A 12,200-nucleotide genomic window follows, 5' to 3' on the forward strand; every position below is an offset into this window, starting at 1 on the left:
GCCTCGTTCAGCTGCCGTTCACCCGTGGTGGGAGCACATGTTCAACTCACCGACCATGTGCGGGCGGCCCTGGTGCGAACGCCGCTCCCATGGCATCGTCCTGTCAGCCGCGTCACGCGCACACCCCCGCACGTGCGCGCGACACACGCCGACCCGCGTACAGCCAGGGAGCCACCCGATGACAACTGCGCCGACCGAGCCGACCGAGCCGCTCTGGCAGCCGGACGAGGAGCGCATCGCCCACGCCGCCGTCACCCGTTTCCAGGCGTGGGCCGCCGAACACCACGGCGCCCCCGCCGGCGGCGGATACCCGGCCCTGCACCGCTGGTCCGTCGAGGAGCTGGAGACCTTCTGGGGGGCCGTCGCCGAATGGTTCGACGTCCGCTTCACCACCCCCTACGCGCGCGTACTGGGCGACCGCTCGATGCCCGGCGCCGACTGGTTCCCGGGAGCCACCCTCAACTACGCCGAGCACGCCCTGCGCGCCGCCACGGAGCGCCCCCGGGACACGGCCCTCCTCCACGTGGACGAGACCCACGAGCCGACCCCGATCACCTGGGGCGAACTCCGCCGCCAGGTCGGCTCGCTCGCCGCCGAACTGCGTGCCCTCGGCGTCCGCCCCGGCGACCGCGTCAGCGGCTACCTGCCGAACGTCCCCCAGGCCGTCGTCGCCCTCCTCGCCACCGCCGCCGTCGGCGGCGTCTGGACCTCCTGCGCCCCCGACTTCGGCGCCCGCTCCGTCCTCGACCGCTTCCAGCAGGTCGAGCCGGTCGTCCTCTTCACCGTCGACGGCTACCGCTACGGCGGCAAGGAGCACGACCGCCGCGAGACGGTCGCCGAGCTCCGCGCCGAGCTCCCCACCCTCCGCGCCGTCGTCCACATCCCGCTCCTCGGCACCCCGGCCACCGAAGGCGCCCTCGAATGGGCCGACCTCGTCGCCGCCGACACGGACCCCGTCTTCGAGCAGGTCCCGTTCGCCCACCCCCTGTGGGTCCTGTACTCCTCCGGCACCACCGGCCTGCCGAAGGCGATCGTCCAGTCCCAGGGCGGCATCCTGATCGAGCACCTCAAGCAGCTCGGCCTCCACTGCGACCTCGGCCCCGAGGACGTCTTCTTCTGGTACACCTCCACCGGCTGGATGATGTGGAACTTCCTCGTCTCCGGCCTCCTCACCGGCACCACCGTGGTCCTGTACGACGGCAGCCCCGGCTACCCGGACACCGGCGCCCAGTGGCGCGTCGCCGAGCGCACCGGCGCCACCCTGTACGGCACCTCCGCCGCCTACGTCATGGCCTGCGCCAAGGCCGACGTCCACCCCGGCCGCGACTTCGACCTCTCCGCCGTGAAGTGCGTCGCCACCACCGGCTCCCCGCTGCCGCCCGACGGCTTCCGCTGGCTCCACGACGAGGTCCGCGAGGACCTGTGGATCGCCAGCGTCAGCGGCGGCACCGACGTCTGCTCCTGCTTCGCGGGAGCCGTCCCCACGCTCCCCGTGCACATCGGGGAGCTCCAGGCGGCCGGCCTCGGCACCGACCTCCAGTCCTGGGACCCCTCCGGCAAGCCCGTCGTCGGGGAGGTCGGCGAACTCGTCGTCACCAACCCCATGCCGTCCATGCCGATCCACTTCTGGAACGACCCCGACGGCAGCCGCTACCACGACAGCTACTTCGAGATGTTCCCCGGTGTGTGGCGCCACGGCGACTGGATCACGATCACCGACCACGGCTCGGTCGTCATCCACGGCCGCTCCGACTCCACCCTCAACCGCCAGGGCGTGCGCATGGGAAGCGCCGACATCTACGAGGCGGTCGAGCGGCTTCCCGAGATCCGCGAATCCCTCGTCATCGGCCTGGAGGAACCGGATGGTGGATATTGGATGCCACTCTTCGTCCACCTTGCCGAGGGCGCGGCCCTCGACGACGACCTGATCGCCCGGATCAAGAGCACGATCCGCACCGAACTCTCGCCGCGCCACGTCCCCGACGAGATCATCGAGGTCCCGGGCGTCCCGCACACCCTCACCGGCAAGCGCATCGAGGTCCCCGTCAAGCGCCTCCTCCAGGGCACCCCCCTGGAGAAGGCCGTCAACGCGGGCTCCGTCGACAACCTCGACCTCCTGCGCTTCTACGCGTCCCTCGCGGCGACCCGCCGAGGCTGACGCGCGAAGGGGCGCCCCACGCGGGGCGCCCCTTCCCGTCACCTACCGGTTCGGCCGGGCACCTGCCCGACCCGTGCCACCGCCGCCTTCCTGAGCACAGCGGTCTCGCTCAGCACCGTCCCGGCCGCACCGGCGGCCGAGGCCGAGACGAGCACGGTCCGCTCCCCGAGGAAGGCGGAGGTCGACCGGTCGAAGACCCACTGGGTCCGCTCCGCCCCGGAGGTACGGGCCACGGCCACGCCCTCCCGGCCGGCCGCGTCCCGCGCCGACTGCACCACCACGACACCGGGGATCCGCCCGGCCGCCTCGAACAGCGCGGCCGTCACCTTCGGCGGCGCCCAGGTCTCGGCGAGCAGCGTCCCGATCGCGGCGAACGCCCGCTGGTCCGCGTCCCCGCCACCGGTACGGGTCTGCTCCCGTACCAGCCGCAGGAGCGCCTCCGGCTCGGTGGGCAGCCCCTCCACGAACGCGTGCGTCGGCTCGGTCACCGACGGTTCGCCCGACTCCAGATACGTCCGCCGGGGCTCGGCACCGGGCCGGTCCAGCTCGTACGCGGGCAGCCGGGGCGACAGCTCGGAATCCGCGGCCCCCTCCTCCCGCAGCAGCCCGGCCCGGCTGCCGTCGGCCGACAGCCACACCTGCCGCCGGTGTACGGGTTCCACGACGGCCGCCCCACCTCCCGCCGGAAGCCCGGCCCGCGACACCAGGCTCTCCACGTACACGAACTCCTCCGGCCGCGCGTCCGGCGCGGGCGCCGAGGCGGCGGCGAGCGCGGCCCGCGACAGCAGCACGGCGGCGCCCTCCGCCCGGATCGCGGGCCGCGGCTCGCGCGGCTCCGGGGGAGCGGCGACGAGCACCGCACCCGCCGCGATGCCGCACACCACCGCCGGCACGGCGAACCGCACGGCCCTCCTCGTCCACCACCCCGCCGGCCGCGAGGGCCGCACCGAGGCCATCAGCTCGCGTCGCAGCTCCCGCTGCCGATCCGGCGCGAACTCCGGTACGGCGGGCGGAGGCAACAGCTCGCTCAAGTCACCGAGCAGCGGATCCCGGTCGGAACGGGTCAGGGAACGGGGATCGATGTCGTTCATACCGGCTTCTCCGGGGAGGTTCGGGGGACGAGGACGGTACGGCCGTCACTCACGGACAGGGAAGGACCGCCGGCCACGGCACCGGCACCGGCACCGGGACCGGATCCGGCACCGCGCCGACCGGCGCGCAGTTCGGCCTCGGCGAGGGCCCGCAGCCGCTCCCGGGCCCGCGAGAGCCGGGAGCGCACCGTACCGACGGGCACGCCCAACGCCTCGCCCGCCGTCGCGTAGTCGAGTCCGGCCCACACCACGAGCCCGAACACCTCCCGCTCACGGCGCCGCAGCCGGCCGAGGGCCACCCGCGCGGCCCGCAGCCGCTCCTCGTCGGCGAGCCGCGAGTCCACCGCGTCACTGAAGTCCGGCAACACCCCCCGGTCCGGCATCCGCGCCAGCGCCGCGTCCCGCCGCCGCGCCTCCCGCGCGGCCCCGCGCAGCACATTGGTGGCGATCCCGAGCAGCCACGGCCGCAGACTCCCGCCCTCGGCATGGACCTTGCCCCGGCAGCGCCACGCCTCCAGGAAGGTCGCGGACACGACGTCCTCGGCCGAGGCCCGGTCCCCGCACATCCGGTACGCGTACTGGAACAGCACCCGTGCGTGCTCGTCGTACGCCTCACCGAGCGCCGCGGGATCCCCGGCCCGGAAACGTTCTCTCATCTCTGGTTCCACACTGGGTACTGCTCACCGGTTCGCCCGGGTTCCCGTGACCCGCACCACACTCCCGGTCCACCCCGCGCCGCATGTGGCCCAGGTCACGGGAACTCCGGCCGCGCGGCGCCCAGTTCCCTGCATGAACGAAACACCGACGCAGCGCACCACGCCCCAGACGTCTGGATCCAACATCCAGGGCATTGGATCCAAGATCCACAACACTGGATCCCGTACCCAGAACATCGGATCCAGTCTCCAGAACGTTGGATCCGGAACCCAGGGCATCGGATCCAACATCCAGAACCTTGGATCCAGGATCCCGGACACACCCTCCGCGATCCGCCCCAGGAAGGGATCCAGGATCCGCCCGGCCCTTCCCGCCCTCGCTCTCGCCGCCGCCCTCACGGCCACGGCCTTCACGGTCCCGCCCGCCACCGCCCAGAGCGAGACGTTCATTCTGACCCTCCGCCACCTCGACCGCGAGGGCGCGCCGACCGACTCCTACTCGACCCGCGTCGTCGGCGTCTCCGGCGCGGGCGAGGCCGTCGAGGAGAAGCCTCACGACGCCTCCGGCACCGTCACCCTGCGGCTGCCCAAGGGCCGCTACCTCCTCGACTCGCAGCTGCTCCCCGCGTCCGAGGGCGCCGGCGTCGACTGGCTCGTCCAGCCCCGCCTCGACCTCGACCACGACACGACGGTCACCCTGGACGCCCGAACCACGTCGCCGGTCGACGTGCGCCCGCCCGAGGCAGGCGCCCGTCCCGAGCACGCCATGTCGTTCGTCGAGGTCCACCACGACGGACGGACCCGCTCCGCGAACCTGATGTCCTCGGCGGACGGGCTGCGCGTGGCGCACCTCGGTCCCGCCGCCGAACCCGGCTCGGTGACGGCCTCGTTCGACGCCTACTGGATCGGCGAGCGGTCCGACTACGGCCTCGGCTACCGCTTCACCTCCGGCCGCGCCCTGACCGGCTTCGCCCGCAGGCCCGCCGCCGGCGATCTGGCCACGCTCAAGGTCCGCGCGGCCGACCGCGACGCCACCGGCGGCGTCGGCTCCGCCGCGATCCTGCCGTCCGAGGGCACCACCGTCGGACTCGGCGCCCGGTTCGCCCGCCCCGGCACCGCGACCTTCCACGTCACTCCCGAGCGCGGCGCATGGGACCTTTCGTACACCACACCCGGCACGCCCGAGACGCCGCCCAACCGGTACGAGGCGCCGGACCTGCCGGTCCGCGCCGGTGCGACCACCACCCACACCTTCGACAACGCCGTCCTCGGCCCCGCCCTCGACCCGACCCCCGGCGCGGCGCCCGCCGGCGTCCGCGACGGCGACCGGCTCGCCCTCGACGTGCCGCTGCTCGCCGACGGCGAGGGGCACACCCCCTCCGCCCCGGTCTTCCGCTCGGCGGCCACGACCCTCCACCGCGACGGCGTCCTCGTCGGCACCCACCGCGGTGACCCGGGCCGGGCCTCCTTCACCCTCGGCACCGCCGCGCAGGCCCGCTACCGGCTCACCGCCACCGCCCTCCACGGCACCGGCACGCGCGCGGGGAGCACGACCGCCGTCTGGACCTTCGACTCCGCCGCGACCACCACCCCGACCGCACTGCCCCTGAGCGTCGTCCGCTTCACCCCGACGCTCGCCCTCGACGGCACCGCCACCGCCGGCGCGGAACTCCGCGTCCCCGTCACGGTCCAGGGCCCGGCCGCCGGCGCGGGCACCCGGTCGCTGCGCGTCCGGACCTCCGTCGACGGCGGCGGCACCTGGACCGAGGCGCCCGTCGTGAACGGCGCCGTCGTGGTCCGCAACCCCTCCGCCGGCGGCACGGTCTCGTTCCGCGCCACGCTCACCGACTCCCAGGGCAACACCCTGGACCAGACCCTCGGCAACGCCTACCGCACCCGCTGACCACCCGCCACGCGCGCGTGAGCCCGCCGCCCGACCGTCTCCCGGTCCGGGCGGCGGGCTCACGCCACGTCAGCCCCCGTACGTCGCCTGGGTGTCCCCGAGCACCCGCGCGAAGTCCGACGCCAGCCGCTCGGCGGCCTCCGGCAGGAGCACGGAAGCGGTGATCCGTACGGCGGGAGGCGCGGCGATCCGGAAGCGGGCGCCCGCGGCCACCCACCATCCGTACGTCCGCAGTCCGTTGACGACCGCCGACTCGTCCCGCACCGGTACCCACACGTTCAGGCCGGCGGCCCCGACCGCGCGGATGCCGCGGGTGCCGAGGGCGTCGACCAGCGCCCGCCGGCGCTCGGCGTACGCGGTCTCCCCGCGCGCCACGAGCCGTGCCGTCTCCGGGTCGGAGAAGAGCCCGACGACGGTCTCCTGGAGCACATGACTGACCCAGCCGGAGGTCATCACCATCCGGCCGTCGTGCCGGGCGAGCGTCACCGCGTCTCCCGTCACCCCGGCCCACCGCAGGTCGACGCCCAGCCGCTTCGAGACCGTGCGCACCTGGGCCCAGCGGGCGGGCGCCAGCGCGCTCACCGTCGGCGCCGCGGGCCCGTCGAGCTCGGCGAAGTAGTCGTCCTCGATCACCAGGACCTCGGGGAACTCCCGGAACAGCGCCCCCAGCTCGTCCCGCCGCGCGGGGGAGAGGGACGCCCCGGTGGGGCACTGCGCGCGCGGGCTGAGGACGACGGCCCGTACGCCGGCCCGCAGCGCCGCCCGCAGCGCGTCCGGCGTGAGCCCCTCGCCGTCGACGGCCACCGGCACCATCCGCAGTCCCAGCGCGGGCACCAGGTCGAGGAGGTGGTGGAAGCCGGGGTCCTCGACGGCCACCGCGTCACCGGGCCGGAGCTCCACCGAGAGCAGCCGGGCGACGCAGTCGAGCGCCCCGTGCGCGAAGGTCACCCGCTCCGCGGGCACCCCGTCCCGCCGGAACCACGCCCGGGTCAGCTCCTCCAGGGCGGCGAGCCGCGGTGCCGCCCGGTGCGAGCCGTAGACGGGCCGTACGTCGCGGGGCGGGTGGAGCACCGGCAGGAAGGCGGGATCGGGCAGACCGCTCGCGAGGTCCGTCAGCCCCTCCGGCATGCGCGGCGGACGCCGGGACGCCACCGACGGCGCCTCCGCCACGACCGTGCCGCCCCGCCCGCGGGTCACCACGAGCCCCCGTCCGCGCAGTTCCTTGTACGCGGTCGCCACCGTGCCCGGACTGACCCCCAGGTCGTCCGCGAGCTTCCGCACGGGGGGCAGCGCGTCGCCCGGGGCGAGTTCCCCCTCGGCCACCCCGCGTTCGACGGACGCGGCGATCCCCTTGGCTGTCGTCCCCTGAATCCCATATTGTGTTGCCACATTCAAAATTATGTATCAATACATAAGTCGGGTCAAGGGGGAACCACGTGAGTCGGCCGTCGTCATGGCACCGCACCGCGCTCGACCGCATCCCGGGAGGCCGCGACGGCCGCCGCATGCTCGTCGTCAGCATCGTCGACAAGACGGGCACCGGCCTCTGGGCCGGCTGCACCGCCCTCTACTTCACCTACGTCTCAGGGCTGAGTCTCGGTCAGGTCGGCCTGCTCATGACCGTCTCCGGCGGCGTCGGCATAGCCGGAGCCCCCCTCGCCGGCCTCCTCGCCGACCGCTTCCCCCTCGTCCGCGTCATCGCCGCCACCCAGCTCATGCGCGGAGCCACCCTCCTCGCCCTCCTCACCACCGACCACTTCCTCCTCCTCACCCTCTACTCCGCCCTCGGAGCCCTCCCCGACCGCGCCGGCAGCGTCCTCATCAAGCTGTACGCGGCCCGCCAGGCCGGTACCGAACGCGCCCGCTACCAGGCCATCCAGCGCACCACCGTCAACATCGGCTGGTCCATCGGCGGCCTCGGCGCCGCGGCCGCCCTCGCCACCGGATCCACCCAGGCCTACACCTGGCTCCTCGTCGGCAACGTCCTCACCTACCTCGCCATCACCGTCCTCACCCTCCGCTGCGCCGAACCGGCGTCCGCCGGCCGCACCGTCTCCCCGGCCTCCGCCACCCCGCGCGACACCGTCCGGGACAAGCCCGCCGGACCCTGGCGCGACCGCACCTTCCTCGGCTACACCGCCACCGACGCCGCCCTCTTCCTCGACGACACGATCCTCCAGGTCGCCGTCCCCCTCTGGATCGTCCACGCCACCGAGGCCCCCGTCGGCCTCGTCCCGCTCCTCCTCGTCCTCAACACCGTCCTCGTCGTCCTCTTCCAGGTCCCCCTCGCCCGCTTCGGAGCCACCCCCGAGGCCGCCCGCCGCCTCCTCGTCCCCCTCTCCGCCCTCTTTCTCGTCGGCACGCTCGCCCTCGCCGCCTCCGCCGCCGGCGGCCGCGCCTTCGCCGTCTCCGCGCTCGTCGTGGCCGTCGTCGCCCTCACCTTCGCCGAGATCGTCCACGCCACCGCCTCGTGGGAACTCTCCGTCGCCCTGGCCCCCGCCGACGCCCAGGGCGCCTACCTGGGCGCCCACGGCACCGCCCAGTCGAGCCAGCGCTTCGCCGGACCCCTCCTCGTCACCGCCGTCATGACCGCCGGCCCCCTGGCCTGGCCCCTCCTCGGCCTCGCGCTCGCCGGCGCGGGCGCCGCCCAGCACCGCCTCATCCGCGACCGCGTCACCCGACCCACCAATCCGTCACTGTCAGTGCCGACGGTTACGGTAAGTGAGCATTGATCGCCGTGATCAGACCGCCACGACCGAGGGGGACCCATGACGACCACCACCACGACCCGCCTCCGCCGCGCCCTGCGCCGCGAGATCCCCAGCACCGTCGGACTCCTCGCCGACGAGCAGGACTTCGCCGCCATGCGCCGCTACCGCACCTTCGCCTTCGACGACCACGGCACCTACCTCAAGGAGATCGAAGCCCTCCTCAAATCCCTCGCCCGCCAGGGCACCCACACCACCGTGGCCCTCTTCGACCCCGACGAATACGTCTCCTACTGCGCCGAGACCGGCCTGGACCCCGACCACCCCACCAGCCGCAGCCGCTTCACCGACCACCTGGCCGCCACCGGCGCCCGCGTCACCTACACCGGACAGCCCCTCACCACCCTCCTCCCCGAACTCGTCGACACCGCCGTCCGCCGCGCCACCTGGGAATACGCCACCACCGTCCTCGCCACCGCCGGAGACTGCCCCGACTGCGACCTGGACCTCGGCCGCGACGCCTTCGACCACGCCACCCGCCTGCTCCTCGCCCTCCTCGACGGCGCGGGAACCGGCACCCACCACCTCGTCTGCAGCGTCCCCGCCGCCGACGACCACCTGCTCGCCGTCCTCCACACCGCCCGCGACGACCAGGGAACCAACCACCACGACCCCACCGCCGCCACCGAGTTCGCCGCCGTCCTCGCCGCCGGGCTCGTCCTCGCCGCCCCGGGCGGACTCGTCCTGCGCGCCACCCGCCCCGGGCGCCCCGACCGCCTCCACGGCTGGCGGCTCGCCGCCGGCACCCTCGCCCCGCTGACCGAGGCCGAGGTCTTCGCCGCCTACTGCACCGACGCCCGCACCGGCGAACCCCTTCCCCCGGAGCACGGCGTCGACCACCGCGCCGGTTTCCCTCTCGCCCCCGACCCCGGCACCCACCGCCACCCCTGACCCCGGACACGACGAAGGGGCTCCCCGCCACCAGGTGACGGGAAGCCCCTCCGAACCACGCGCTACGACTCCGGGGTCACTCCCCGGACAGCACCGCCTGCGCGGCCAGCCGCGCCTCGTGCGCCGTGTCCGCGGCCCGAGCCGCGGCCGCCGCACGCTCGCACTGCGCCAGCGTGTACTTCGCCAGCGTCGCCCGCACGTACGGGATCGACGCCGCGCCCATCGACAGGGAGGTGACACCCAGACCGGTCAGCACACACGCGAGCAGCGGATCCGAGGCGGCCTCGCCACAGACACCACAGCTCTTGCCCTCGGCCTTGGCCGCCTCGGCGGACATCGCCACCAGGTCGAGCAGCGCGGGCTGCCACGGGTCCTGCAGCCGGGACACCGCGCCCACCTGACGGTCGGCGGCGAAGGTGTACTGGGCCAGGTCGTTCGTACCCAGCGACAGGAACTCGACCTCCTGGAGGATCGAGCGGGCCCGGAGCGCGGCGGACGGGATCTCCACCATCGCGCCGAACTTCGCCCGGAGCCCCGCCTCACGGCACGCGTCGGCGAACGCCTTCGCGTCCGTCCGGTCGGCCACCATCGGCGCCATGACCTCCAGGTACACGGGCAGACCCTCGGCGGCCTTCGCCAGCGCGGTCAGCTGCGTCCGCAGCACCTCCGGGTGGTCGAGCAGCGACCGCAGCCCGCGCACGCCGAGCGCCGGGTTGGGCTCGTCCGTGGGCGTCAGGAAGTCGAGCGGCTTGTCGGCGCCGGCGTCGAGCACCCGCACCACCACACGGCCCTCGGGGAAGGCCTCCAGGACCCTCCGGTACGCCTCGATCTGCTTCTCCTCGGACGGGGCCTTCTGGCTGTCGTCCAGGAAGAGGAACTCGGTACGGAACAGACCGACGCCCTCGGCGCCCGCCTCCACCGCGGCCGGCACGTCCGCCGGGCCACCGACGTTGGCGAGCAGCGGCACCTTGTGCCCGTCCGAGGTGGCACCCGGGCCACTGGACGCGGACAGCGCGGCCTTCCGCTCCTCGGCGGCCTTGGTCAGCGCCGCCTTCTTCTCCTCGCTCGGGTCCACGAAGATCTCGCCGGTGGAACCGTCCACCGCGATCTCCGTGCCCTCCGCCAGCTCACCGGCACCGGGCAGCGCCACCACGGCCGGCACACCCAGGGCACGCGCCAGGATGGCGCTGTGGCTGGTCGGCCCGCCCTCCTCGGTCACGAACCCGAGCACGAGCGCCGGGTCGAGCAGCGCCGTGTCGGCCGGCGCCAGGTCCCGCGCGATGAGCACGTACGGCTCGTCGCTGTCCGGAACACCCGGCATCGGCACCCCGAGCAGCCGCGCCACGATCCGGTTCCGTACGTCGTCCAGGTCGGCGACCCGACCCGCCATGTACTCACCGGCACCCGCAAGCAGCTCGCGGTAGTGCGAGAAGGCGTCGTAGATACCGCGCTCGGCCGTGCTCCCGACCGCGATCCTGCGGTCGACGTCGGCGATGAGCTCCGGGTCCTGGGCGATCATCGCCTGGGCCTCCAGCACCGCCTGGGCCTCGCCGCCGGCCAGGTTGCCACGCGCGATCAGATCAGCGGCAACGGCCTCCACCGCCTGGCGGGCGCGCCCCTGTTCGCGCTCCGCGTCCTCGGCGGGAATCTGCTTGGCGGGCGGTTCGAGAACCGCCGTACCCATGTGCCGGACCTGGCCGATCGCCACACCGTGGCTGACGCCGACGCCTCGCAGCGTTGTCTCCATCTCACCCGTCTCCGATTGAGCGGCGGCCGAAGCCACCGCGTTGAATGTCGTACTCGCGGCCGTCCGGACGACGGACCGGACTCAGCTCCAGTCGAAGAGCTGGTCGCCGGCCTTCACGTCGCCGTCCTCACGGACGCCGGACAGCGAGTCGGCCGTGGCCTCGAGGGCGACGACGGGACAGATGGGCGACTTGCCGGCGGCCTCGACGACGGCGGGGTTCCACCGCACGACGGCCTGCCCGCGCGCCACGGTGTCCCCCTTGTTGACGAGCAGCTCGAAGCCCTCGCCGTTGAGCTGGACGGTGTCGATGCCGAGGTGCGTCAGCACCCCGTGTCCCTCGCTGTCCACGACGACGAAGGCGTGCGGGTGCATGGAGACGACGACCCCGTCGATGGGGGAGACCGCCTCGGAGGGCTCACGTACGGGATCGATGGCGGTGCCGGGCCCGACCATGGCACCGGAGAAGACCGGGTCGGGAACGTTGGCGAGACCGATGGCGCGTCCAGCGAGTGGCGACGTCACGGTTGACATGGGAAGCCTCCCAGGGGCGGAGATCGTGTGGCGCCGCCACACCTGTCCTGGGCGGCGCGTACTGTTCAGAAGCGTAAGTCATAAGAAGTCCCGGTTCCGCACGAGACGTACCAGTTGGCGGACCTAGGGACTACCGGAAACGATTTGCCTCTACTGACGGTGGGATGTACTGTCGTACTCCTGCCTGACCCCAACGCGGCTTTGAGTCGCGGTCGGCAGCACCGATCAAGCCAGATCCTAACCCCAGTGGTCTACACCTCTGCCTGCCCCGGTTCATCCGGTGAACGCGGAGGGGTGGTCAGGGGGACGGAGAAAGCCTGGTAATGTTTGACCCCGCCGGAAGGTCCCGAGAAATTCAATTCGGGACCGGAAAGCACCGAGGAAATCGGATCGGAAAGATCTGATAGAGTCGGAAACGAAGGAAGCGCCCGGAGGGCCTGGAAACAGGAACGAAG

General features: G+C 73.5%; 10 protein-coding genes. 4 read left to right on the forward strand and 6 right to left on the reverse strand.

What is annotated here, in order from left to right; translation table 11 throughout:
* Positions 1 to 178 precede the first annotated feature (178 nt).
* On the forward strand, positions 179 to 2,158 hold the full coding sequence (locus AB0E19_RS31700; RefSeq protein WP_362186106.1) for an acetoacetate--CoA ligase: 1,980 nt from the start codon (positions 179 to 181) through the stop codon (positions 2,156 to 2,158).
* A 38-nt stretch (positions 2,159 to 2,196) separates the two neighbouring features.
* Here the strand turns inward: AB0E19_RS31700 and AB0E19_RS31705 are convergent, their stop codons facing one another.
* Together AB0E19_RS31705 and AB0E19_RS31710 are read right to left on the reverse strand one after the other, a co-directional pair.
* Complete coding sequence (locus tag AB0E19_RS31705; protein ID WP_362186109.1) at positions 2,197 to 3,249, reverse strand: CU044_5270 family protein; 1,053 nt, start codon at positions 3,247 to 3,249, stop codon at positions 2,197 to 2,199.
* Positions 3,246 to 3,905 carry an RNA polymerase sigma factor gene (locus AB0E19_RS31710; protein ID WP_362186112.1) on the reverse strand — a complete coding sequence of 220 codons (660 nt, stop codon included), beginning with the start codon at positions 3,903 to 3,905 and terminating at the stop codon, positions 3,246 to 3,248. The genes AB0E19_RS31705 and AB0E19_RS31710 overlap by 4 nt, the downstream gene beginning before the upstream one ends.
* Before the next feature lie 133 nt (positions 3,906 to 4,038).
* Between AB0E19_RS31710 and AB0E19_RS31715 the strand changes: the two genes are divergently transcribed.
* Complete coding sequence (locus AB0E19_RS31715) at positions 4,039 to 5,808, forward strand: serine protease (RefSeq protein ID WP_362186115.1); 1,770 nt, start codon at positions 4,039 to 4,041, stop codon at positions 5,806 to 5,808.
* A gap of 69 nt (positions 5,809 to 5,877) precedes the next feature.
* On the opposite strand, the gene AB0E19_RS31720 is transcribed toward AB0E19_RS31715, so the two are convergent.
* A complete protein-coding gene (locus tag AB0E19_RS31720; RefSeq protein ID WP_362186118.1) occupies positions 5,878 to 7,197 on the reverse strand; it encodes an aminotransferase class I/II-fold pyridoxal phosphate-dependent enzyme in 1,320 nt (439 codons plus the stop codon).
* 47 nt (positions 7,198 to 7,244) lie between these two features.
* Between AB0E19_RS31720 and AB0E19_RS31725 the strand changes: the two genes are divergently transcribed.
* Both AB0E19_RS31725 and AB0E19_RS31730 read left to right on the forward strand, forming a co-directional pair.
* Complete coding sequence (locus AB0E19_RS31725) at positions 7,245 to 8,540, forward strand: MFS transporter (RefSeq protein ID WP_362186121.1); 1,296 nt, start codon at positions 7,245 to 7,247, stop codon at positions 8,538 to 8,540.
* Positions 8,541 to 8,576: 36 nt separating this feature from the next.
* On the forward strand, positions 8,577 to 9,467 hold the full coding sequence (locus AB0E19_RS31730) for a hypothetical protein (RefSeq protein WP_362186124.1): 891 nt from the start codon (positions 8,577 to 8,579) through the stop codon (positions 9,465 to 9,467).
* A gap of 76 nt (positions 9,468 to 9,543) precedes the next feature.
* On the opposite strand, the gene ptsP is transcribed toward AB0E19_RS31730, so the two are convergent.
* From ptsP to AB0E19_RS31745, 3 genes are all read right to left on the reverse strand, one after another.
* The gene (gene ptsP, locus AB0E19_RS31735; protein ID WP_362186127.1) at positions 9,544 to 11,214 is read right to left on the reverse strand and encodes a phosphoenolpyruvate--protein phosphotransferase; all 1,671 of its coding nucleotides are present in this window, start codon (positions 11,212 to 11,214) and stop codon (positions 9,544 to 9,546) included.
* An 81-nt stretch (positions 11,215 to 11,295) separates the two neighbouring features.
* Positions 11,296 to 11,745, reverse strand: a complete 450-nt coding sequence (locus tag AB0E19_RS31740) for a PTS glucose transporter subunit IIA (RefSeq protein WP_362186130.1) — start codon at positions 11,743 to 11,745, stop codon at positions 11,296 to 11,298.
* 251 nt (positions 11,746 to 11,996) lie between these two features.
* A partial coding sequence (locus tag AB0E19_RS31745) for a hypothetical protein (RefSeq protein WP_360610904.1) occupies positions 11,997 to 12,200 on the reverse strand: 204 nt, incomplete at its 5' end.

The organism is Streptomyces sp. NPDC047974, from assembly GCF_040653375.1.
Taxonomy (GTDB): Bacteria; Actinomycetota; Actinomycetes; order Streptomycetales; family Streptomycetaceae; genus Streptomyces.

Bases quoted from the DNA above. Each gene is read 5' to 3' on its own strand.
- ptsP (WP_362186127.1), bottom strand. From the start codon at position 11,214: ATGGAGACAACGCTGCGAGGCGTCGGCGTCAGCCACGGTGTGGCGATC.
- AB0E19_RS31730 (WP_362186124.1), top strand. From the start codon at position 8,577: ATGACGACCACCACCACGACCCGCCTCCGCCGCGCCCTGCGCCGCGAG.
- AB0E19_RS31740 (WP_362186130.1), bottom strand. From the start codon at position 11,745: ATGTCAACCGTGACGTCGCCACTCGCTGGACGCGCCATCGGTCTCGCC.
- AB0E19_RS31700 (WP_362186106.1), top strand. From the start codon at position 179: ATGACAACTGCGCCGACCGAGCCGACCGAGCCGCTCTGGCAGCCGGAC.
- AB0E19_RS31705 (WP_362186109.1), bottom strand. From the start codon at position 3,249: ATGAACGACATCGATCCCCGTTCCCTGACCCGTTCCGACCGGGATCCG.
- AB0E19_RS31715 (WP_362186115.1), top strand. From the start codon at position 4,039: ATGAACGAAACACCGACGCAGCGCACCACGCCCCAGACGTCTGGATCC.
- AB0E19_RS31710 (WP_362186112.1), bottom strand. From the start codon at position 3,905: ATGAGAGAACGTTTCCGGGCCGGGGATCCCGCGGCGCTCGGTGAGGCG.